This is a genomic window from Paenibacillus sp. PAMC 26794, from assembly GCF_000316035.1.
GTDB lineage: Bacteria > Bacillota > Bacilli > Paenibacillales > Paenibacillaceae > Paenibacillus.
The window spans coordinates 31204-53610 of sequence record NZ_ANHX01000022.1; the positions used below are offsets into that span (position 1 = coordinate 31204).

The window sequence follows — 22407 nt, forward strand, 5'->3', positions numbered from 1 at the left end:
AGACAAGCTTCCTTTTTTGAGTGGTATACACGTTAACAGCGGATCGCAATCATGATCAGCCATCACTCAGTACAGTTTGCTCAGGACATAGGCGGCATCATGTTCTTCCGCAATCTCGGCTTTACGAATACGAATGACAAACAGCCGAATCAAATTGGCACGTGTATGTTCTTCCTGACAGGTATTCAGTTTCCTCAGAATAAAGCGGTCAATGGACATGAATTTAAGCCCCTTTGCCATTAAATTTACGGATCGATTCTTCCGTGTATCCATAAATAACCTGATAGCGTCAGCCCCAAACAGCTTTTCCTCCTATATTAAGCCGTATTTTGCTGAGGTGTAGAATTGTACAAAAAGTCCGTCCCACCAAGCTGGAGACGGACTTTCGCATGATTTGTCGATCTTTTTGTAACCCACTCTAATCATTCATAAATGCCCCTGCTAGTTTACTCTTTTTCGACTTATTTCACTCCCGGATATTCCCGATATTGGTGCTGAATGCTGATCCAACGAGTACGTGTAAACTTCTCAATTGCCCAATCCCCACCGAAACGTCCAATCCCTGAAGCTTTTTCACCGCCAAACATCACATGCGCTTCATCGTTCACAGACTGATCATTTACATGCACCATACCCGATTCAATGCGCTGGGCAACCTGATATCCTCGATTCAGATCTTTGGTGAATACGGAACCACTAAGTCCATACGGGGTATCATTCGCCAAACGTACAGCTTCCTGCTCATCATGAGCCTTCATGATCACTGCTACTGGACCAAACAATTCCTGCTGCACGATATCTTGTTCAGGTTTAACATCGGCAAGTACAGTAGGAGACAGCACACTGCCTTTACTGGTCCCCCCGAGCAATAACCGTGCACCTTCGGCCTTGGTTTTGTTCACAAGCTCCAGCAATCGTTCTACCTCTTTTTCCCGAATGAGAGGACCAACCAGTGTGTTAGCATCCGCTGGATCACCTGCCTGGACATTCTTCGTTTTGGCAACAAATGATTCGATGAATTGGTCGTAAATATCGGTATGCACAATGATACGATTCAGAGCCATACAGATCTGTCCCTGATGCAGAAACTTGCCAAAGACCGCCGCTTCAACAGTACGTTCAATGTCCGCATCTTCCAACACAACCATCGCGTTGTTGCCGCCAAGTTCCAGTGCCGTTTCTTTTAAATGTTCACCCGCCAGTTTACCGATCCCTTGTCCAACTTCGGTGGAACCCGTGAATGAAATTACTTTGGGAACCGGATGAGCGACAAAGTAATCCCCAATCTCGCTGCCACTTCCGGCGACGACATTCAGCACGCCCTCAGGCAGACCAGCTTGTTCAAACAAATCGGCAATGAGCCAGCCTGCCGTAATCGGAGTGTCCGATGCTGGTTTAATCACCACACCATTACCAAGAGCAATCGCTGGAGCTACAGATCGAAGGCATAGATGCAAAGGGAAGTTCCATGGCCCGATAACACCAATCACTCCCTTATGCTCACGAACCACACGGTTCTCTTTACCAGGGGTATTGGACGGGATGATCTCACCCTTCATGCGATAAGGAAAAGATGCTGCTTCATCCACAACACGTTTAGCCGCTGCAAACTCCGCCTCCGATTTGAATCGGGTACTCCCGGATTCCGTGATCAACAGTTGAATGATCTCCTCTTTTCGCTCTGCCATCAGGGATGAAACTTTACGCAATACCTCTTCTTTCACAGCAGGTAATGACTTCGCCCATTCAATCGAATTTTTCTGAGCTGACTCATAAGCCTTATCTATGTCTTCCTTATTGGAAGAGCGCCATGTGGCAATTACTTCTCCCGTATATGGATTGATATTCTCCATTGTTTTCTCACCGGAGCCATCTACCCATTTGCCATTAATATATTGTTTCGTCCATGTTGTATGTTCAGTGTCCATTAAAGTCATGTGAATACGCCTCCTGATCAAGATTAAATGTCACACCTGCACAACGGTGTAATACATCATTAACCTTGTTCAGAATTACGCAAACGTGAAGACCTGAATTAACTCTTCCATTCTTTAAGCTTAAGAAAACAATACAACCCACACTATTCTGTCGCCATCTGCACGTCTTTCATCCGCCGGGCAGGCTCTTCTCTCCAAAGAGGCTTAAGTCTTCCCATCCGTAGCCAACTTCGATCAGATCTTGACCACCAATGCGGATGGACTGTGTCTGGACTGGAGTGCCTCCCATCTTTTCATAGAAGCGGCAAGCTGAATTACGCTCCAAAGCCCATATGATCAAATGTTTCATATTGTGGGTCTGCAGATGATGAACGACATGTGTCGCGAGTTGCTGACCTATCCCCGTTTGTTGCACTTCCTTCAGCAGATATATAGCGTACAACTCTCCATCATAAGGTAATTTGCCTTCACGCTCCTTACCTCCACAAGCAAATCCGACAATGTTCCCATCATCCTGTTCAGCTACCACCAGGATCTGATCCTTTTCGCCAGAACGAATGGTCTTCTCCCACTGGGACAATCTTGATTCTATAGTCAAATGATCCAAAAAATCGTCGGGCACAATTCCCCGATACGTTGTTTTCCAGCTCTCTGTATGTACATGGGCTATCCCCTGTGCATCCCCTTCACGCGCCTGCCTGATCAGCATAGCTATCACTCACTTTCTCTCGTAACTGCCGTAGCTTTACCATATTATATGTTCTTCTTTCTATAATTCCAAATTCATCCACTTCAGTCCTGATGCCGCTAGGCATGATTCGTAATCAAAAGTGGACTTTTTGAACTACCTCTTATAAAGTAAAATCCGGCCCTACGGCCGGATCGTTACCCTAGTGCCTACAGATACCTTGGAAGACAGATCCAGTACATCCGAGTTGTACATGCGTATACAACCATGGGAGACGGATTTGCCAATAGACCAAGGCTCATTAGTACCGTGTATGCCATAATGGGGAGCAGACAACCCCATCCACAACACGCCAAATGGCCCACCTGGATTGGATTGTTTGTTAACAATAGTGAACTCCCCGTTTGGAGTCTGCGTGAGCATCTTGCCAGTACCCACGGGATAGCCCTTAATCACCTGATTGCCATCCAGAAGATACAACATGTGGTCAGACAGATCTACAATAATCCTGTAATCTGGCATAATGACATCCCTCCTGACCTATCTTATGCAAGATACCGGATGATGCCCGCCTGATTTCAGGCTTCCTCCCACTCTTTCACACTACGGGAGTGCTTGGGTTTGCGACTACTCGCCGGTTTACTGGAGGCTGTTCGCCTTCTAGTTGCTACCTCTTCTTTACGTTGCTGATATTGCAATTCCTTCTGCATTTTCAGATAATTATTCAGTCTTTTTTCATCCAATGAACCATCCTCTATGGCCTCTTTCACTGCACATCCAGCTTCCCGTGTATGACTGCAATCCAGAAATCTGCACGTGGCAGCAAGCTCTTCAATTTCTCCAAACGCTTGCGAAAGTCCGTCATTGCCTTCATCCCAGAGATTAAGCTCACGCATTCCTGGAGTATCGATCAATACGGCTCCCTGTGGAAGTACAAACATCTCCCGATGTGTTGTCGTATGTCTCCCACGGCTGTCTCCCTCACGGACGGATTGGGTAAGTTGTACGTCCTCGCCCATCATCCAGTTCACAAGTGTAGACTTACCACTACCAGAAGAACCCGTCAGCGCAATAGTCAACCCTGGTTGTAGATATCTTTCTAGTAGAGATTTACCTTGGTCCTCCACAGCGGATATCGCAAACACTTCGACACCTGGAGCAATTCCCTCTACACTTCGGATCTGCTCTTCCACATTCAGGCACAGATCACTTTTGCTCAAAACAATGACTGGCCTTACGCCACCATTCCAAGCCATCATCACGTATCTTTCCAGTCGTCTAAGGTTGAAATCATGATTAAGTGCAGCCACGATTAACAGTGTATCTACGTTTGCCGCGATTAATTGTTCCTTGGTCACTGGACCTGCCGCCTGTCTCGATACCCTGCTCCGACGTGGCACCAGATTGTGAATAATTGCTTCTTCACCTGCCTGACCTGTAATTGCCACCCAATCTCCAACCGCTGGTGCCAAGCTGGTCTCCAGACTATCATGACGCATTCGGCCCGAAATCCTTCCCCAGCATTCGCCCTCTTCTGTAATCAAACGTTGCAGATGTCCATGGTCTGCGATAATTCTGGCTGGCTTTCTCTCCTGCTCTTCCATCCCTGTCTCTTGCCACAGTTCCTGCCACTTTGCTGACCAGCCGTACTTCTCAATATGGTTATCTAAAATAAAAATTCCTCCCAAAATAAGTTGTCTACTTCGTTCAAGCCGAGTGAACAATCATCTCCGGTTCAGATCAAAACAAAAAACCACGAGTAGAAATACACCCGTGGCAATAAGTAGTTAGCCGAATCAAAGATCATCCCTTCTTGTAGATCTACCGGATAGAATACTTAACCCTCCGATATAAACCATTCAGGAACACCCTTTTATCGGCATACAAAAAAGCCACGGGTGCGTCACCCGTGGCTTCATCTGAGCATGCGATACTTTACGTTACTATGGATACTTCTATCCAGCTAACGCAAAATTACATGCTTTGATCCGTTCCGGAGACGCTGTTCATATTCAAATTAACGTATACTGCATTTAAGTTTGTCATAAACAATCGCCTCCCTTGTAGAATTATCCATTATGTTACACACTGAGCTTTGCAGTTGTCAAGCCCAAACTATTTTTACCCGTCTACTTTATTTGACCTGATCCCAGCGTGTCCACATTTCCTTCGGATTCAATTCATAGATCTCCTCTTCCCGATACATGAACTGATGCATGATAAATTCCCGCCGAATCGTGGCAAAGTCTTCATGGTATTGCTTTATAAATGTATTGATTTCTTTTTCCGTATACTTCCGACCAAATTCAAGCTGCTCGACCAGATGACCAAGTACAATCAGTTTTTTCTTGTATTGAGCCGGAATCTGACGCAGTCGTCCATCTTTGGAGAAAAAATTTCTCATGACCGACGCTTTCAATGTTTCGTTCACATCACTCATATCCGCAACCTCCTCTCGCTCAAAGATAAAATCAACCGAAGCCTGTGCATTCTCGCGGATAAACGAAGGATTGAGTGTGAAATACACTGTATTTTTCTCCCGTCGTTCCTTAATCAGCGCCGCCTCCCTAAGCTTGGATGCATGATGTGTCACGGTTGGCTGTGACAGATTCAGCCGCTCGGCAAGTGCCTGTCCGTGCAGTTCACCCTGTGCCAACAACAACAGCATGCGAAGCCGGGTCGGGTCAGCCAACGCTTTATGATAAGCCACAATTTTCTCCAGCTGCATCATCGTTCATCTCACTTTCATTTAGATATATATCTAATTTGATATTAGTCTTTTCTTCTCTGCGCGTCAACTCCTTTGGATTCAAGTAAGCTTGTCTGAGTTAAACTCACGCTTGAACTGGCATTGGCTCGTTATTTACGGTAGGATTATATTGCTTGAAATAAGGAGGATTAAGAACATGGAAGATGTCATTATTATCGGCGGAGGCCCATGCGGTCTATCTGCTGCCATTGAATGTGAGCGGCTGGGACTGTCCGCTGTGATCGTTGAGAAATACAATATCGTTCAATCTATTTATCTGTATCCAACCCATATGCAGTTTTTCAGCACAGCCGAGCTGCTTGAGATCGGAAACGTTCCGTTCAGCACACCTAATGATAAACCGTTTCGTTATGAAGCACTCGCCTATTATCGCAGGGTAGCCGAACATTTTGGTCTGCGTGTTCATAACTATGAGGAAGCCCGTGAAATTAAACGCAAGGATGATGGCACGTTTGAGGTACATACGCTCAATCGCCGCGGGGAGGCCATCGTACATGTTGGACGCAATGTAGTTGTAGCTACCGGTTATTTTGACCATCCTAACTATCTGGGCATCCCTGGAGAAGACAAAGATAAAGTAACCCACTACTTCCGGGAAGCCCACCCTTATACCCGTACACGTGTCGCCATTATTGGCGGAAGCAACTCAGCCGTGGATGCGGCCATGGAACTGGTTCGGGTCGGAGCACATATTGATATGGTTTATCGCGGCAGTGGTCTGTCCCAGCATATTAAACCATGGGTACGCCCGCTATTCGAGAGCATGGTGACAAAAGGTCGTATCACACTCCACTTGGAATCACGTGTGAATGAAATACTGGATGATTCGATTCGTCTGATACACACGGATGGTTCCACTCGGGAACTGGATAATGACTTCGTACTGGCAATGACCGGTTTCCGTCCAGATCGTCAACTACTCACGTCGGTAGGTGTGGAGATGTCTGATGATATGGATAAACCTCTATATGACGCACAAACGATGGAAAGCAGCGTCCCTGGTGTATATGTGGGCGGAGTCATCGCTTCGGGGCGTAATGCCAATGAAGTCTTTATTGAATCCGGACGCTGGCATGGACGGTACATTGCGGAACATATCGTTAGCAAACAACGTGGACAGACTGAAGGGAAATGAAAACAATGGATATGACTTCCCTGCTGTTGCTCGTATTTGCGGCTCTCGGGATTATCAGCAGCAACACACCTGTGACTGTAGCGATGGTATTTCTGTTGTTGCTACGAGTCCTGAACCTGAATCAGGCATTTCCATGGCTTGAAAAATACGGACTTACACTGGGCATTATCATTCTGACCATTGGCGTGATGGCACCTCTTGCCAGTGGCAAGATGAGTCTGCAGACGATCGGCGAATCTTTCCTGCACTGGAAATCACTACTCGCCATTGGCGTAGGATTACTGGTCGCATATCTCGGAGGACGTGGCGCTACGCTGATGGGTACACAGCCAACTATCGTTGCAGGACTGCTGATCGGAACGGTACTTGGGGTTGCCCTGTTCAAGGGTGTACCTGTGGGACCATTGATTGCGGCGGGAATTTTATCACTGCTACTGGGCAAATCCTGATAGGGGTTGCGATAGTTGTGACCTGACATGCTCTGCAGATTGGCTGTATTTCCCACCGTTGTGTGATATACTTCTATTCATGCAAATCATGTACACGAGTCTACAGCAGAATAATGCATATTGTGGTTATGCTGTTGCATAAACGTATAGATTCACTTTGCAACTATTAATGGCGCAGGAGGATTAAGGAACCATGTCACGTCAGTTTATTACAGAAGCCGTGATGGTGGCCATTTACGGTCAATTGCTAGCGCCGCCCGCGCCTGTTGAATATATTGTTCCTTATACCACCATCCTTGAGCTATATGAATTCCAGACCAGTCCTGATCCCATGATGGATAACCCGGCAGATGATCAGCATGTGAAATCCAAAATCAATGAAATGATTTCTTATTTCGAGGAACCGCTGAATAAGAAAAAAATAGAGCGTGCGTTACTTGTTCCATGGGCCAAAAGCCCCTCCATTTTATTTGGTGACCAAGTATCCATTGCCATTATCAACGCAATAGATACGGCACAGTACGGGGAGTATTTCGATCCCATTGAGACCGAACTGCTGCTGACATCTCAGCGCCTGAGTATACCGATTCTCACCGATCAGGTTGAACTGATTACACGCATAATTGAGTCTGAATCACCTGTGCAGGTATTCGATATTGATGATTTTGATTTTGCGATGGATGATGAACCTCTTGATCAGGTGTAATTCATGCTCTCAGCACATGATTCGGATTTTCAAAAAATGACCTTGCCACCAACTTTATCGTGGATGCCAAGGTCATTTTTTGCATTAACACTTATTTTATTCTGCAATATCCCGCGCTAACAGAATTCGGCTAATCTCATTCAGAGGTGGTAACGACTCCAGAGCAAAGAACTTCAGACCCGCATCACTATTTACACGCGACTCCACAAGGTCATCCTGAATGATCACTGTCCGGAACAGAGCAATGACATAATACTCTTCATCTCCGCTCGAATGCAAATACCGAAGGTCAGGCCCCGAATAGAGACCTTCCAGTGTCATGGTATCAGCAGTCCAACCTGTCTCTTCCCATAACTCCCGATGTGCAGCATCTTCAATAGCCTCACCCGGGCGCATCTCACCTGATGGCAACCGCCAGTGACCATGTTCAGCATGCTGAATCAGCAGTAATTCACCTTGTTCGTTCTCAGCCCGCACCGCCGCTTTTACAACAATATGAGAGCGTTTTGCGATATACTGGGCCAAATCTCGTGGTGGCAGATTCACTGCTTATCCCCTCCTCCTACTCGGAAGCCGGTGGCGACCTGAGATCCATCTATTGCTTAGCAATACTTCAAGAATTAGATTTCGGTATAACGATATTCGATATCCTGACCTTCATCAACGATATCCACATGCAGTTGGTGCCCTTTCAGATACCAATAATCGTGATCTTCCATAAAGAATTGAATCCCCGACACTTCGGTTTGATCCGCAGGATGTCTTGGTTTCTCCACAGCAATACCTAGCGAAAATCCAGGGTGAAGACCTCCGCCAGAGCTATAACGGGCAAAAAATCGAATGCTGTCTCCCTCGTTCAAATTCAGTTCTTCCTTGTACCAGCGAGCAGCTTGATCGGATACATGTATGGTACTCATTTGGTGTCAGCTCCTTCTGTATATATATGTTCCATCATATCTCGACAGGGACCTGAATACAAACCCGAGAGAGCATATGAAGACAAATTAAGTTGTGAAAAATGTTTGACAGATTGTAAAAGCTGGTGTTAAGATGCAAACATACGAGGTCTACATTGTATTTATTTCCAAAAAAAGAAAGGGTGATTACGGTGTTTAACAAACATATGATAGTTCAATTCAACACACAACTAAATACCGGAGCACACCCGAAATCATTATTCCGTTCATAAGTCGGCATGACAAGGCGTTCTTTCATTAGAACCTCTGTGATGTTTACTCACAATCGAACTTATATATGGTGACGGCTCTGTTCTCTGAGCCATGCTGCCGTATGATTATATGAAGACATACCGCCTGCGTGCGGTATGTCTTTTTTTGTGGGTACATTTCGGCATACATGAACGGAATCTGCATTTCTCGGACATCGAAAGGAAGGGATAACACTTGTTCTCTGTACTTAAAAACCTGGCCTGGTTCTTCCGGCTGGAACGCAAACGATACCTAACCGGTGTCATCTTGCTTATTCTGGTGGGCATTGCCGAACTGCTGCCTCCTCGTCTTCTTGGCAATGCCATTGACGAGATTGTGCGCGGTTCCATTACCGGCACCTCACTTACCCGTTATATCTTGCTTATTCTGGGAACGGTCATCATTATCTATCTGGTTACATACGTTTGGATGCACAAACTGTTTGGTGGTGCCAATCTGGTGGAGCGGCTGCTTCGTTCACGCTTTATGGACCACTTGTTACGGATGACTCCTCCCTTTTTTGAGAAAAACAGAACAGGAGATCTGATGGCTCGGGCCACCAATGATCTTCGTTCCATTGCCACTACAGCAGGCTTCGGCATGCTGACCTTAACAGACTCTACGGCCTTTCTGGCCACCGTACTATTCGCCATGGGTTTCCTCGTCAGTTGGAAACTGACCTTGGCGGCAATCCTGCCATTACCTTTTATCGCCATTGCCATGATGATCTATGGTAAAGCTGTACATCAACGTTACACCCTGGCACAGGATGCATTCGGAGATATGAACGACCAGGTGCTGGAATCCATCGCCGGTATTCGTGTCGTACGTGCCTATGTGCAGGAACGTCTGGACGAGAAACGGTTCGCCGACGTGACCGAGGATGTGTATCGCAAAAACCTGGCTGTTGCCAGAATGGATGCGCTATTCGAACCCACCATCCGGCTCTTCGTAGGACTCAGTTATGTGATTGCACTTGCCTACGGCATATATCTTGTATTTCATAATGAAATTACCCTGGGGGATCTCGTATCGTTTAACATGTACCTGGGGATGATGATCTGGCCCATGTTTGCCATCGGCGAATTAATTAACCTGATGCAACGTGGTAGCGCTTCGCTTGATCGGGTCAACGAGACTTTATCGGTAGAACCTGCCGTACAAGATGTGGAGCAACCTGCCCACGTTACGAATCCGGAAGAAATTGCGATGCAGGATGTTACATTCCGTTACCCAAGTTCCACTGTCGACAATCTCAGTCATATCAGCTTTTCGCTGCGACGGGGTCAAACATTGGGTATCGTGGGCCGTACGGGTAGCGGTAAGTCTACTTTGCTCAAACAACTGCTTCATGAATACCCTGCCGGTTCGGGCACATTAAGCATCTCGGGTCATCCGATTCAGGATATCGCCAAAGATGACTTGCACAGCTGGATCGGGTACGTACCACAGGAACAAGTTCTGTTCTCCAAATCAGTTCGTCAGAACATTCAATTCGGTCAACCTGGGGCCAGTGATGAAGTCATCATGGAAGCCATTCGTACCGCCGCTTTTGACGGTGATCTGGGAACATTGTCCGATGGACTGGATACACTTGTTGGTGAAAAAGGAATCTCTCTGTCCGGTGGACAGAAACAGCGGGTATCGCTGGCGCGTGCCTTTATTGCTAATCCTGATATTCTGATCCTGGATGATGCCTTATCTGCTGTTGATGCACGTACTGAAGCCAAAATCATTGAAAATATACGCAACAAACGCTCGGGCAAAACCACGCTGATCTCGACTCATCGCCTGTCTGCTATTGAACATGCTGACCGAATCATCGTACTGGAGCACGGGAAAATTACGGAAGAAGGCACTCACCAGGAATTGTTAGCCATGAACGGCTGGTACCGTGAACAGTATGAACGGCAACAGGTCGAGTCCAATCTGTCCACGTAGGAGGTCAATTCATTGAAGTCTAATACAGGCAAAAGGCTGCTTGATTACGCCTTGAAAGCCAAAGGAACATTTATCGCTGCATTAATTATGCTTACCATTGGTGTTGCGGCCGAGCTTGCCGGGCCGTTCATCGCCAAATCCATGATCGACAATCACTTGCTCGCGATTGAGCAGCCTTTCTATGAGACGACAGCTTCAGATGAAGCCGCAGTCTACAACGGTAAGAATTACAAACGCGAAGGCTTGTTCGAACCGGATGAAAACAAAGGTTCCGAAGTGCGGGTATTACAAGCCGGCAGAAGTTTTTATTTTGTAAACGAACCGGTAAGCGCACCTGACGGGGACCGCACATATACGGATGGAACCCTCACGGTTACACGCGCAGGTGAGGTAACAGGCCAATATGCGGCAACACCCCTGTCCGCTGGTGAACTGTTTGCTTTTTACAAACCGGAGATGCCCAGCATCTATCAATTAATTGTGTATTACATGATCTTCCTCGTGATCTCGGTCATTATGGAGTTTGGTAAAACTTTCTGGCTGCAATCCTCGGCCAACAAGGTCATTCAAAGACTGCGTAACGATGTGTATGCCCATATTCAGCGACTGCCGGTGCACTTTTTTGATAACCTGCCCGCAGGTAAAGTTGTATCTCGGGTCACAAACGATACAGAAGCCGTAAAAGATCTGTTCGTTGCTGTTCTTTCGAACTTTTTCTCAGGAATCATCACGATTACAGGTGTGTATGTTGCACTCTTCCTGCTTGATGTTCGCCTGGGTCTAATCTCATTATTCGTTGTGCCGATGCTCATTACATGGATTGTGCTCTATCGCAAATTCGCTACTCGCTACAACACGATCATTCGATCCCGACTGAGTGAGATCAATGCAATCATTAACGAGTCCATTCAGGGGATGTCCATTATCCGCGTATTCCGCCATCAGAAACAAACCAAACAGGAATTCGAAGATCTGAATGATGACTATATGAAACACCAGAACAAAATGCTGAACCTGAATGCCTTCACCTCACACAACCTAGTTAACGTATTACGGAATATCGCCTTTGCGGTTGTCCTGTGGTACTTCGGTTCCAGCGTGTTGGATGGCACAAGTATTATCTCTCTGGGTGTTCTGTATGCCTTCGTTGATGTCCTGGGCCGCTTGTTCCAGCCGATTACCGGCATGGTCAATCAGCTCGCCAACCTGGACTCCTCCCTCGTATCTGCTGGTCGCGTCTTTGAGCTGATGGATGAAAAGGGAGAAGCCGTAACCGATGGCTCTATGCCAAGATACAAAGGGAATGTTGTCTTCGATGATGTATCCTTTGCCTATAAAAAAGATTACGTGCTTCACAATATCTCATTCAAAGCATCCCAAGGTCAGACGGTCGCTCTGGTCGGTCATACCGGTTCGGGTAAAAGCTCAATCATCAACCTGCTATTCCGGTTCTATGACCCGCAAAAAGGCAAGATCACGATTGACGGTCAGAACGTCAAAGATCTGCCCAAACAGTGGATTCGCAAGCATATGGGGATTGTATTGCAGGACCCGTATCTGTTCACAGGCACCATTGCTTCCAACGTCAGTCTCGGCGATGAGAAGATCTCCCGTGAACGAATTGAACAGGCGCTGCGTGATGTAGGCGCGCAGCGTATCCTGGCTCATTTGCCTCAAGGCTTTGACGAACCTGTCATCGAAAAAGGAAGCACATTGTCTGCTGGACAGCGTCAGTTGATCTCCTTTGCTCGTGCACTGGCGTTTGATCCGGCCATCCTCATTTTGGATGAAGCGACAGCCAATATTGATACGGAAACGGAAGCATTGATTCAGAACGCACTCGAAGTCCTCAAAAAAGGACGTACCACCTTCATCATTGCTCACCGTCTGTCCACCATTCGTTCAGCAGATCAAATTCTGGTTCTGCATCGCGGGCGTATCGTTGAGCAAGGTGCACATGATGAACTGATGGAGCTTAAAGGCCGCTATTATAAAATGTATCAGCTCCAGCAAGGTGCGCCAGCAGCAGCGAGTGCAACCAGCGGGAATCCGTCGGGTGAGATCATTCCAACCTCAACCTCCTTTGCCGGAGGCAATGCATAACAGAGTAAAACAGAAAGCTCTTTAAGTAACCAATCAAAATGATGTACTCGACGGCAAAACAAAAACCGATCTACACAGCTACCTCAGGGTTTGCGGTGTAAATCGGTTTTTTTGTATTTTCATCTGGAGGCATGTTCCGTTACTGTTTATTTCGGCCGGACAAAAAAACAATCCGCGTGCAACCTCATGGCTGCTGCGGATTGTCTATCCATCCTTTGATCGTATATCCCATGTACATCACGGTCTCTCTTGCGAGAAAAGGAAACTTGCTGCGCCAGGTTCGATACGCCGTAGTTCGTGTCGGAGAGGGTACGGCATCCATGCCCAGTCCGGCAGCCAGCTTCATGGCCCGTTTCATATGTAATGGATCACTCACAATCGTATAGGTTTGATAACCGGCCTGTTCACCAATTGGAATTGAATTGACTAGATTCTCCTCGGTAATTCTGGATTTGGTCTCTATGCGAATGTCCGCAGGATCTACTCCATGTGCGATGGCATACTTCTGACCCACTTCAGCTTCCGTATGTTCTCCATCACCACTTGATCCACCTGTGAAAAGCAGATTACGAACTGTACCCTGACGATATAATTCAATCCCGTGTTCAATACGTTCGCGAAATACAGGTGAAGGGTTATCCCCCGCCACGGCTGCGCCCAGAATGATCGCTGCATCCGATATCCTGGATGAATCCTCATCCCTATATGCAGATATACGGATTGCGGTAACCATAGTCCACAGGATTCCAACCAATACTACAGCCAGAACCGTCATTAATATCCAGCGTTTCGTTATCCGTTTGCTTGTCATTCATCCTCTTCCAAAGCCCTTGCTTGCATACTCTCGGTATGCATACGCTCTAGCGTTTGCAGAGCTGCTGCGGATTCGGCATCCAGACCAAGCTCTGCAATCCATGCACCCGTATATTGCTGAAGACGGATCTCCAACTCCTGTGCACGGTCTTTGAAATCCTCCAATTCCTTAATCATACGTGATCGTCCTTCCGGACTGAATGTCTCGTGAATTCGTTCCTTGAAATAATGATGTACAATACGGTTACGTTGGTGCCATAATTCATTCAACTGGCGCGTCTCTTCCTCAGAGAATGTAAAATGATGGCGCACTTCGTGAATGAGTTGCCCTAGTGAACTGCTCATTTTTCGTTCGTACAGATCTTCCAGATCCTCTTCAGACACGGCTTTGCCCTGAGACATTTTCATTAATAAAATCAGATTGACCAGCTGCTGTTCAAGCGCCTGCCCGTAGTACACTGCCAATCCGTAATAGGCAAACAATTCCCTGGAGTGTTCGCTGTCCAGCATGTCACCATTCTGGATATCTGTATTTTGCATATGCGAGCGCCCCCTTCAACCGTACAATGTTAACCATTCCATGTCCCTCTATCCTAACCAAACCAAGAGCAACATTCAAGTTATCGGGAAGCACGTCTTCTAACTCCGCAGATCTCTTCTTCCGGACAGCCACACATGGATGATTAGTAACCCTAATGCATAGAGCACAGTCCACAGCATAACCGAAACAAAAGAGTCCATCTTCGATTCATCAAATAACATCATCTGACGAACCAGATAAAAGGCTGGTGGAAGAATGCGGCCAAGCCATTCTAACGATTCAGGCAAACGTTCACTTAAGGAACCTTGGATAAACGATAGTAATAATACAATAATGAGGGCAGGCATACTTCGACTAAGCAAGGGAATGTACGATTTTTGAAAGAATACACTGATGCTTAATCCCAGCAGTGATAACACCAGATGTCCTAACCAAGTCATCATCCACTCCTCACCTGTGGGTTGTCTCTCGAACATTCCCGCGAACACGGGATACAGCACAGTGATTGCGGTGAGCATGAATTGCATTATCCAGGCACAGATGAGTTGACTTGTTACAACCTTACGCCTGCTTCCTGCATGAAGGACGAGTAATTGATACTGCTTAGCAGGTTCGGTATTCATCACCATTACTCCGAGCCAAGCAGCTGCCAGAAATAACAGCATAGCCGTGACACTGTAACTGTCCGCAATAGGGTTGGGTTTGTAGGAATAGATCAGCAGCATGGCGATGATATAAAAGATAACCGGTGCAAAATATTTCTGTGAGCGAATGTGATGCCTTAACAAATATCGGGTCAGATAGATCATTCAGCTTCTCCCCCCGCATCATCCATGGAAGAGCTTAAGTCCACAGATTCTGTGACACCTCCACGACTCGAATGTACAGCTGGATGTTGTCCTTCCAGCAGACTTTCCATATGTAATTGACTTTCTTCCTGTTGTACAGACACAACCGAACCTCCGGATGCCAGAATCATTCTGAGGACATGATCTGTTGATTGTTGAACCACTTTCCAATCCCACAACCAAGAATTGGATATCCCTGAGCTTGTATTACGAACTAAAGACAGTACTCGCGGTTGTTGTACAATGGATGGATCGTTGGCCAGATCCTCTCCGGCTTCCGCCAGACTTTGAATACGTACAACGGGTTCGCCAGCTTGAAGTATATCTTCACGACTCCAGTAGCGGAGCACGCGGCCTTTTTTCAACACAATCACCTGGTCTGCCAAACGTTCAATAAGCAACGGTTCATGGCAAGCTGTAACGATGGATGTCCCTTCATCCTTCCATTGTCGCAATAAGGATACAATGCCCTCTTGAGCTGGAATATCCAAGCCTGATAAAGGTTCATCCAGCAGCAAAAGACCACCCGGTCCAGGTAACAGGGCCTGAATCAAATTTACTTTTTGCAGTGTGCCCTTCGATAATAAGGGTAACTTCTGATCAATCGCGGTATCCAGATATAAAAGTTCACTAAGTTCTCTAATCCGCCCACGCAGTACTTCGGGGCGAATGCCCCGAATTCGACCCATGTCCCACAAGTACTCTCCAGAGGTAAAGGGTAAACGTGGCAGGCCATCTACTGCATACCCATCAGAACCCTTCATTGTGCGCTGGATCGATCCTGTATCGGGTAACAAAATACCTGCCAACATACGTAGCAACGTGCTTTTGCCCGAGCCGTTTCTGCCAACAAGTACAGCACATTCTCCCTGCTTCACTTCCAGATTAATTTGATTCAGTACTTGAGTATTACCTAATCGTTTGCTCACTTGTTGAAGCAATATACCTCCATCTGATGAGTTTGGTGCAGCTTGATCAGATTTCTTGAGAAGTCCACGTGTACTCCATATCACTAGGATCACATCCGTTCCGGAGCCTGCACACCAAGCAAATACAGACTGTGCGCGAGGCGTTCGGCAGTTCGTTCGGCCAAGACCACCCTGAAAGATCTTTCTTCAGATGGCGCATCCGCAATCCGTTCTGCGTGATAGAAGCGGTTGAACGCCTGAGCGACATCTATTGTATATTTGGCAATGACCGAAGGCTCATTCCGATGAATTGCTTTTTCCAGATACTCGGGATATTCACCAAGCAGTTTCAGCAATGCCCATGCGGTATCTCCGATACTGGATGAAGAAGTCACTGTGTCATTCTCACCATCCGCAAGGCTGGGGTTAGGCAGAGGGTTTTCATTTTCCACGCGGATCGCCTCTTCTGCCTTGGCAAGCACACTTTGAATCCGGGCATGGGTATACTGCACATAAGGTCCGGTCTCTCCTTCAAAACTCACCGCATCTTCCAATGAGAAGTCCACGTCGTTAAGCCGATTATTACGCAGATCACCGAAGACAATGGCACCTACACCAACAGCCTCAGCCACCTTCTGAGGGTTCTCCAGATTCGGGTTTTTCTCCTGAATAATCTGGAGTGCACGAGCAACTGCCTCATCCAATACTTCCTGTAAAAAGATGACTTTACCGCGACGCGTAGACATTTTCCGCCCCTCAAAACGCATTAAGCCAAACGGGATATGTTCACACTTCGCAGACCATTCATGACCCATCCGGGATAGGACCGCAAATACCTGCCGGAAATGTAACTTCTGCTCGCCTCCGACCACGTATAACAACCGATCTGCCTTCATCACCTCATGACGATAGACTGCCGTAGCCAAATCCCGTGTAGGATAGATTGTTGTTCCATCTTTTTTGATAATCAGACACGGGGGCATGTTCTCATCTTCCAGACGTACCACGAGTGCTCCATCACTCTCTTCAAGTAAACCTTTCGCCTTTAGTTCTTCAACCACTGCACCCATCTTGTCATTGTAAAAGCTCTCCCCCAACGTATGGTCGAACTGTACATTCAGACGTTCATACATCCGGTTGAATTCCTTCATGCTCACTTCCACAAAGAACGCCCATAACCGCTGTGCTTCATCATCTCCTTGCTCCAGCTTGCGGAACCAGTCGCGTGCCTCAATCTCCAGTGAAGGATCGTTCTCCGCCTCATCGTGGAAGCGCACATACAATTCCAGTGAAGTACGGATCGGGTCTGCCTGCAAGGCTTCATCATTGCCCCACCGTTTGTACGCTGCGATCTGCTTGCCAAACTGGGTTCCCCAGTCTCCCAGATGATTCACACTTATAGAGGTATAACCCGCTTCGTTATACAACCGATACAGTGCTGCACCGATTACAGTAGAACGCAAATGCCCGATTCCGAAGGGTTTTGCGATGTTAGGGGAAGACATATCAATCACAACACGTGAACCTTGACCAAGCTGAAGCTTACCAAATGCGGCATTCCCCAGTTCTTTCAGTAGATTCGGCGCGAGCTTCTCCCGGTTGAAACGGATATTTACATACGGCCCGGCGGGAGTCGCTTCAAGTCCTGCTGTCCGCAATCCCGTTGCGAGCTCGGTCGCAATGACTGCTGGTGCTTTCTTTAATGACTTCGCCAATGCAAAACAAGGGAATGCTGCATCACCCATCTCCGCCTGTGGTGGGACTTCCAGTAATCTCAGAACCTCTTGTTCATTCAATCCCGTTAAAGGGGAAATATAGGCCGCAGCCTGCTTCATCAACATGTCGAACACTCCTTATCCATTCATTATTAGCTGAAAATAAACACAAAAAAGCTCTCGTCTCTAAATAAGAGACGAGAGCTGACTTAACAGTTCCCGCGGTACCACTCTAAGTGAACAGTTACTCCTGATGTGCATCAACATGCATGCCAGTAGAACCTGTTCCGCTCGATGCGTATAACGGTCGCAAACCGAATTACCCTCAGACAGATATCGTACATTCCTCCATCAGAATACATATATCTTTTCGGATAATCATCTCACGGGTGCGGTTCACTCAGGTCATGTCATACCGGCTTCCACCTCTCCCGGCTCGCTGTCATGTATGGATCTGGCTACTCTCCCGATCATCGATATTCTTCGTTTCAATTCATTGCCATCATTATACATACCATGATCAGACTTGGCAACCTGCATTAAAAATCCCCTACTGGAAAGGCAACACATAGGTACATCATCTCAGATGCCTGTGTTCTCTGCTTTCCTTAGGGGACCAACATATTATCCGTTTTAATTATATGTTCCAGAGAAATGATATTTACGCTACGACTGCCATCAACCGGCAAGCTTCTGCACATCTGCGGCACGCCTCTGCACACGCTTGGCAATGACTATGCTGGTGTTTACCACACTCTGCGGCACAAGCTTCACAAGCTTTCACACACAATTCGCATATTTCGGCAATGAAATCACTTCCACGTGTCATGGCTTGTGCAGCAAAACTGCAGATCTCCGCACATTCCCGATTCAAACGAATGCAATCACGCAACATCGCCAGATCATATTCTTTCAGACTCGATATGTAACATACGTTGCATGCATTCATGCACTCCAGGCAAGCATCGATACATTGTTGAACTTGTTGTTGTGTCATTTAAAGTTACCTCCCAGGCAAAGTTTGCTATGCATCTTAATACCCAGTTCGGAGGAATATTGAATCATCTAACCTACTTTATCGCTTCCAATTCCAGTAATTGGTCACGAATGACAGTTTGGTCAAAATGTTCACCTATAAACACAGCAACATTAGGGACATCTCCCTGAGGTGTGATCTTCATGTAATCCGATTCACGGTAGGCATACTGGAACCAGAAGCGACTCGCCGTGTCACTAAACGATAAAATGCCTTTTGCTCGATACACGTCCCGTGGCAAAGCAGAGACAAATTGTTCAAATGCTTCGCTGTTCACCGGATGACTGAAATAATGCGTATATACCATGACATGTTCGTGTGATGCATGAGGAGCGGAATGTTCGTGACTGTGGGCATGGACATGGCTATGAGATGCGTCAGTATTCGTAGCATCGCCTTGGATTGTATGATCTGTATGTTCATGACCATGACCGCAGCCATGTGTACCACAGGTTTCCGTATGCACATGATGCTCTTGGTGAGCCGGCTTGCCTGCTTCAGAAGCTGAATCACGTACATGCACGTCTGCCCCACTGCGAAGCAACAGATCCATCTCCACCTCACATTTGACCGTAGGGATTACAGGTGCGAAACCATTCCATTTTGCCAAAAGCTGCTCCAGATCCTTCAGTTCCTGTGCATTCACCCGATCCGTTTTGTTTAAGAGAAGCACAGACGCACAACGAATCTGCTCCTGCATTAGTTTGAACGTCTGCCCCTTCTGCTCCTGATACAGACCAGATAGATGCGCTGCATCCACAACGGTAATGAGGCTTTTCAGTTCCAATCGCATGTAAAGTGAAGTCTCTGTGACCGCATCCAGAATCTCCATGGGGTTTGCCGCACCTGTCGCTTCAATGATAATCACATCCGGTGATTCCTCTTGAACGAGATCAGCAAGTTGCAATCCCAAGTCACCACGTACGGTACAACAGATGCATCCACCTAACATCTCTGTCATCGGAACGGTAGAATCCACAATCTGACCATCCAGATTAACTTCGCCTAACTCATTCATAACCACTGCGGGACGCAAACCCTGCTGTTGCCAATGTTCGATCAACTGAACAAGCAGTGTTGTTTTGCCACTCCCCAAAAAACCTGACAGTATATATACAGGTATGGATTGTGCTTTTATAATCGTTTCATTCATGCGTATACACCTCTCTGATTGTCCTTCTTGTAACCTGATCTATCTATATCTAGCGAGTGTACACCATCCCGCATTCGTTGTGCAATAACGTTCAACTCTTCCACAGTACATTGCCTGATTCTACCGGATGGTCTATGCTATGAGGACATGTTGATTGAAGGAGGAAGTTTCATGACTAATTCAGTGGAACAACATCGCCAGGAAGCTCCAACCACGGTATCGTGCATGATTGTTACAGTGTCGGACACCCGCACCAAAGACACCGATACCAGTGGCCAGCTCATGCACCAGCTTTTGAATGAAGCGGGTTATCAGATTGTTGAATACATCATCACACTAGATGAGACGGAGAACATTCGAAGCATCCTGCAAAATGCAGCTGTTCGTGATGATATTGAAGCCGTGTTGCTTAGCGGTGGAACAGGGATTGCACCCCGAGATACAACTTATGAAGCAGTGTCCTCAATGCTCGACAAGGAACTCCCGGGTTTCGGTGAGATCTTCCGTTTTCTCAGTTACACCGAAGATATCGGTTCCGCTGCCATCCTGAGCAGAGCCGTCGCTGGAACGATTGGACGCACAGCGGTATTCTCCTTGCCGGGTTCCAAAGGAGCCGTCAAATTGGCCATGGAAAAACTCATTTTGCCCGAGCTGCGGCATGTGATGCGTGAAATATATAAACCCGTCTGAAAGATCAGACGGGTTTTTCGGGTTTATTTTCAGCTGTACGGTAAAGTACGAAGGGTACCTCGCTCTACTTACCTTAGTTGCCCCAGCACATGTTGGAACACCTGCAACACATCCTGTTCATACTTGTCCTTTTCCCCACCAGAAGCTGTATAAACGAGTGAGACGTACCCTTTGCTGCGAATCGTTGTCCGGCCAAGCGCATTCTCCACGACAGCCTCATCACGATCCTCACTATACATTTGTTTCATGCTGGCAGCCCGGGTTGTCGCATCACTGAAAATATGGACTTTCACGATGTGTCTGCCACTTCCATTCAACAAATACATATAAGAAATCCCACCATGGCCGTCATCGGCAGACATGTTATTCATCAGCTGAATGCCTTTTGCTTCAAAACTCTTACTGATCTCACTCACCAATTCACCGTTTAATCCGTGTCCTTGACTCTGTGCCCGCACATTTCCTTCATCTGTCGCTTCACGGGTGTAAACCTTCCGCTCCTGCTCAATGGATGATGCCGAACAAGCCACCAGGGACCAGACACTTGTGATCAACACTCCACTTACAAGTACCGACTTCATTGTTCTTCGAACCAGACTTCGACCTTTTCTACCAAACCACATGCCAATCCTTCCTTTCCAGCCACGTGTACTGTGACCCAATCAGGTAGAATTAGCATGTCTAAGGACTTAGAATCTTATGCGGATGGCAGGTCTGATATCGTATTGACCACCGTACGACCTACTGCCCCACCTTGGAGTATCGTCTCCAGCGTATGAGGCAGCTGGTCTAGAGAAATTTCCCGGATTCCCAGTTCCAGCGCGCGCTCCGGTTTCCATTCTCCGCCGAGCAGTTTCCACAATCGTTCCCGACGTTCCATCGGACAATATACAGAGTCTATACCAATAAGCTGAATGCCACGCAAAATAAACGGAAGTACCGTGGATTCAAAAGCTGTGCCTCCGGTTAACCCGGATACCGCTACCGCACCTCCGTATTGAATCTGTTTCAATCGCTCCGCAAGAGCTGGTCCTCCTGTTGGGTCAACAACTCCCGCCCATAGCTGTTTCCCCATGGCTCCTTTAGCTGGAGCATCAGCTTCTTCACGAGTAATAACCTCTGAGGCGCCCAAGTTTCGGAGCAATGACTCCTTCTGATCTTTCTTGCCTGTGCTGGCTGTTACTTCAAAACCAAGTTTCGCCAGAATCGCAACTGCCATACTGCCAACACCACCTGTTGCACCCGTAACCAGTATCTTGCCCATCTCCGGTGTCACTCCAGCCTGTAACAGCGCATCTACCGAAAGTGCAGCCGTGAATCCTGCGGTTCCAATTGCCATGGCTTCTTTCTCAGTGAGACCCGGTGGCAGAGGTACCAGCCATTCACTGCGCAGACGCGCATACTCGCTGTATCCTCCGTAATGGGATACACCAGGTTCAAATCCTGTACTGATCACCCGATCTCCTGGTGCAAAACGTCCACTGACCGACTCCTCTACCGTTCCGGCCAGATCAATTCCCGGTACCATCGGGTATTCACGAACGACACCGCCCTTTTCAAGGGTAGCGAGTCCGTCTTTATAATTGACACTGGAATACTGCACCTGTACCGTTACATCTCCATTTGGCAGATCTTCCTGCTTCAGTTGCTCTATAGCAGCTTTCACTCCGCCCTGTTCTTCTTTGCGGACAACATATGCGTTAAAATGGTTTTTCATCGCTAGCCACTCCTTCTTTGGATTTTATATATTTTTCCATTAAGCACAT

At 47.1% G+C, this 22407-nt stretch carries 24 protein-coding genes; 6 read left to right on the plus strand and 18 right to left on the minus strand.

Annotated features, from left to right (window positions below; all coding sequences use genetic code 11):
• Window positions 1-66: 66 nt before the first annotated feature.
• From D829_RS33695 to D829_RS0111710, 6 genes are all read right to left on the minus strand, one after another.
• Entirely contained in the window at window positions 67-219 is a 153-nt protein-coding gene (locus tag D829_RS33695) for a hypothetical protein (RefSeq protein WP_017689076.1), read from the minus strand.
• 242 nt (window positions 220-461) lie between these two features.
• Window positions 462-1937, minus strand: coding sequence for an aldehyde dehydrogenase family protein (locus D829_RS0111690; RefSeq protein ID WP_017689077.1), 1476 nt, complete (start codon window positions 1935-1937; stop codon window positions 462-464).
• Between the two features lie 169 nt (window positions 1938-2106).
• A complete protein-coding gene (locus D829_RS0111695; RefSeq protein WP_017689078.1) occupies window positions 2107-2646 on the minus strand; it encodes a GNAT family N-acetyltransferase in 540 nt (179 codons plus the stop codon).
• A 162-nt stretch (window positions 2647-2808) separates the two neighbouring features.
• On the minus strand, window positions 2809-3147 hold the full coding sequence (locus D829_RS0111700; protein ID WP_017689079.1) for a L,D-transpeptidase: 339 nt from the start codon (window positions 3145-3147) through the stop codon (window positions 2809-2811).
• 56 nt (window positions 3148-3203) lie between these two features.
• A complete protein-coding gene (gene rsgA, locus D829_RS0111705) occupies window positions 3204-4313 on the minus strand; it encodes a ribosome small subunit-dependent GTPase A (protein WP_017689080.1) in 1110 nt (369 codons plus the stop codon).
• A 446-nt stretch (window positions 4314-4759) separates the two neighbouring features.
• Complete coding sequence (locus tag D829_RS0111710; protein ID WP_026081135.1) at window positions 4760-5353, minus strand: metalloregulator ArsR/SmtB family transcription factor; 594 nt, start codon at window positions 5351-5353, stop codon at window positions 4760-4762.
• A 178-nt stretch (window positions 5354-5531) separates the two neighbouring features.
• Between D829_RS0111710 and D829_RS0111715 the strand changes: the two genes are divergently transcribed.
• The 3 genes from D829_RS0111715 to D829_RS0111725 all read left to right on the plus strand — a co-directional run bounded on the left by D829_RS0111715 (window position 5532) and on the right by D829_RS0111725 (window position 7685).
• The gene (locus D829_RS0111715; RefSeq protein ID WP_017689082.1) at window positions 5532-6530 is read left to right on the plus strand and encodes a YpdA family putative bacillithiol disulfide reductase; all 999 of its coding nucleotides are present in this window, start codon (window positions 5532-5534) and stop codon (window positions 6528-6530) included.
• 5 nt (window positions 6531-6535) lie between these two features.
• Window positions 6536-6979 (plus strand): DUF441 domain-containing protein, encoded by a 444-nt coding sequence (locus tag D829_RS0111720; protein ID WP_017689083.1) that lies wholly within the window; start codon window positions 6536-6538, stop codon window positions 6977-6979.
• Between the two features lie 193 nt (window positions 6980-7172).
• Window positions 7173-7685 (plus strand): hypothetical protein, encoded by a 513-nt coding sequence (locus D829_RS0111725; RefSeq protein WP_017689084.1) that lies wholly within the window; start codon window positions 7173-7175, stop codon window positions 7683-7685.
• A 96-nt stretch (window positions 7686-7781) separates the two neighbouring features.
• Here the strand turns inward: D829_RS0111725 and D829_RS0111730 are convergent, their stop codons facing one another.
• On the minus strand, window positions 7782-8231 hold the full coding sequence (locus tag D829_RS0111730) for an NUDIX domain-containing protein (protein WP_017689085.1): 450 nt from the start codon (window positions 8229-8231) through the stop codon (window positions 7782-7784).
• A gap of 74 nt (window positions 8232-8305) precedes the next feature.
• Entirely contained in the window at window positions 8306-8602 is a 297-nt protein-coding gene (locus tag D829_RS0111735) for a HesB/YadR/YfhF family protein (RefSeq protein ID WP_017689086.1), read from the minus strand.
• Between the two features lie 486 nt (window positions 8603-9088).
• Here D829_RS0111735 and D829_RS0111740 point away from each other — a divergent pair, with 486 nt between their 5' ends.
• Window positions 9089-10834 (plus strand): ABC transporter transmembrane domain-containing protein, encoded by a 1746-nt coding sequence (locus D829_RS0111740; RefSeq protein ID WP_017689087.1) that lies wholly within the window; start codon window positions 9089-9091, stop codon window positions 10832-10834.
• Window positions 10835-10846: 12 nt separating this feature from the next.
• Window positions 10847-12937, plus strand: coding sequence for an ABC transporter ATP-binding protein (locus D829_RS0111745; RefSeq protein ID WP_017689088.1), 2091 nt, complete (start codon window positions 10847-10849; stop codon window positions 12935-12937).
• Between the two features lie 184 nt (window positions 12938-13121).
• Here the strand turns inward: D829_RS0111745 and D829_RS30905 are convergent, their stop codons facing one another.
• From D829_RS30905 to D829_RS0111785, 8 genes are all read right to left on the minus strand, one after another.
• A complete protein-coding gene (locus D829_RS30905) occupies window positions 13122-13748 on the minus strand; it encodes a YdcF family protein (protein WP_017689089.1) in 627 nt (208 codons plus the stop codon).
• Complete coding sequence (locus tag D829_RS30910) at window positions 13745-14290, minus strand: hypothetical protein (protein WP_017689090.1); 546 nt, start codon at window positions 14288-14290, stop codon at window positions 13745-13747. The genes D829_RS30905 and D829_RS30910 overlap by 4 nt, the downstream gene beginning before the upstream one ends.
• Window positions 14291-14389: 99 nt before the next feature.
• On the minus strand, window positions 14390-15100 hold the full coding sequence (locus D829_RS0111760) for a hypothetical protein (protein ID WP_017689091.1): 711 nt from the start codon (window positions 15098-15100) through the stop codon (window positions 14390-14392).
• Window positions 15097-16152, minus strand: coding sequence for an ABC transporter ATP-binding protein (locus D829_RS32425; RefSeq protein WP_017689092.1), 1056 nt, complete (start codon window positions 16150-16152; stop codon window positions 15097-15099). Before D829_RS32425 ends, D829_RS0111760 begins: the two co-directional genes overlap by 4 nt.
• Window positions 16153-16157: 5 nt before the next feature.
• Window positions 16158-17888, minus strand: coding sequence for an arginine--tRNA ligase (gene argS / locus D829_RS0111770; protein WP_017689093.1), 1731 nt, complete (start codon window positions 17886-17888; stop codon window positions 16158-16160).
• 279 nt (window positions 17889-18167) lie between these two features.
• Window positions 18168-18302 carry a hypothetical protein gene (locus D829_RS34260; protein WP_017689094.1) on the minus strand — a complete coding sequence of 45 codons (135 nt, stop codon included), beginning with the start codon at window positions 18300-18302 and terminating at the stop codon, window positions 18168-18170.
• A gap of 121 nt (window positions 18303-18423) precedes the next feature.
• Window positions 18424-18759: a four-helix bundle copper-binding protein gene (locus D829_RS0111780; RefSeq protein ID WP_017689095.1), complete on the minus strand. Its 336-nt coding sequence runs from the start codon at window positions 18757-18759 to the stop codon at window positions 18424-18426.
• A gap of 73 nt (window positions 18760-18832) precedes the next feature.
• Entirely contained in the window at window positions 18833-19951 is a 1119-nt protein-coding gene (locus D829_RS0111785) for a GTP-binding protein (protein WP_017689096.1), read from the minus strand.
• 171 nt (window positions 19952-20122) lie between these two features.
• On the opposite strand from D829_RS0111785, the gene D829_RS0111790 reads away from it, so the two are divergent.
• On the plus strand, window positions 20123-20641 hold the full coding sequence (locus D829_RS0111790; RefSeq protein WP_017689097.1) for a molybdenum cofactor biosynthesis protein B: 519 nt from the start codon (window positions 20123-20125) through the stop codon (window positions 20639-20641).
• Between the two features lie 68 nt (window positions 20642-20709).
• Here the strand turns inward: D829_RS0111790 and D829_RS0111795 are convergent, their stop codons facing one another.
• Window positions 20710-21264 (minus strand): hypothetical protein, encoded by a 555-nt coding sequence (locus D829_RS0111795; protein WP_017689098.1) that lies wholly within the window; start codon window positions 21262-21264, stop codon window positions 20710-20712.
• Between the two features lie 74 nt (window positions 21265-21338).
• On the minus strand, window positions 21339-22358 hold the full coding sequence (locus D829_RS0111800; protein ID WP_017689099.1) for an oxidoreductase: 1020 nt from the start codon (window positions 22356-22358) through the stop codon (window positions 21339-21341).
• Window positions 22359-22407 lie beyond the last annotated feature (49 nt).

Bases quoted from the DNA above. Each gene is read 5' to 3' on its own strand.
- D829_RS0111785 (WP_017689096.1), bottom strand. From the start codon at position 19,951: ATGAATGAAACGATTATAAAAGCACAATCCATACCTGTATATATACTG.
- D829_RS0111700 (WP_017689079.1), bottom strand. From the start codon at position 3,147: ATGCCAGATTACAGGATTATTGTAGATCTGTCTGACCACATGTTGTAT.
- D829_RS30905 (WP_017689089.1), bottom strand. From the start codon at position 13,748: ATGACAAGCAAACGGATAACGAAACGCTGGATATTAATGACGGTTCTG.
- D829_RS0111795 (WP_017689098.1), bottom strand. From the start codon at position 21,264: ATGTGGTTTGGTAGAAAAGGTCGAAGTCTGGTTCGAAGAACAATGAAG.
- D829_RS0111720 (WP_017689083.1), top strand. From the start codon at position 6,536: ATGGATATGACTTCCCTGCTGTTGCTCGTATTTGCGGCTCTCGGGATT.
- D829_RS0111725 (WP_017689084.1), top strand. From the start codon at position 7,173: ATGTCACGTCAGTTTATTACAGAAGCCGTGATGGTGGCCATTTACGGT.
- D829_RS0111780 (WP_017689095.1), bottom strand. From the start codon at position 18,759: ATGACACAACAACAAGTTCAACAATGTATCGATGCTTGCCTGGAGTGC.
- D829_RS0111790 (WP_017689097.1), top strand. From the start codon at position 20,123: ATGACTAATTCAGTGGAACAACATCGCCAGGAAGCTCCAACCACGGTA.
- D829_RS0111695 (WP_017689078.1), bottom strand. From the start codon at position 2,646: ATGCTGATCAGGCAGGCGCGTGAAGGGGATGCACAGGGGATAGCCCAT.
- D829_RS34260 (WP_017689094.1), bottom strand. From the start codon at position 18,302: ATGCAGGTTGCCAAGTCTGATCATGGTATGTATAATGATGGCAATGAA.
- D829_RS0111715 (WP_017689082.1), top strand. From the start codon at position 5,532: ATGGAAGATGTCATTATTATCGGCGGAGGCCCATGCGGTCTATCTGCT.
- D829_RS0111690 (WP_017689077.1), bottom strand. From the start codon at position 1,937: ATGACTTTAATGGACACTGAACATACAACATGGACGAAACAATATATT.
- argS (WP_017689093.1), bottom strand. From the start codon at position 17,888: ATGTTGATGAAGCAGGCTGCGGCCTATATTTCCCCTTTAACGGGATTG.
- D829_RS33695 (WP_017689076.1), bottom strand. From the start codon at position 219: ATGTCCATTGACCGCTTTATTCTGAGGAAACTGAATACCTGTCAGGAA.
- D829_RS0111760 (WP_017689091.1), bottom strand. From the start codon at position 15,100: ATGATCTATCTGACCCGATATTTGTTAAGGCATCACATTCGCTCACAG.
- D829_RS0111735 (WP_017689086.1), bottom strand. From the start codon at position 8,602: ATGAGTACCATACATGTATCCGATCAAGCTGCTCGCTGGTACAAGGAA.
- D829_RS30910 (WP_017689090.1), bottom strand. From the start codon at position 14,290: ATGCAAAATACAGATATCCAGAATGGTGACATGCTGGACAGCGAACAC.
- D829_RS0111800 (WP_017689099.1), bottom strand. From the start codon at position 22,358: ATGAAAAACCATTTTAACGCATATGTTGTCCGCAAAGAAGAACAGGGC.
- D829_RS0111710 (WP_026081135.1), bottom strand. From the start codon at position 5,353: ATGCAGCTGGAGAAAATTGTGGCTTATCATAAAGCGTTGGCTGACCCG.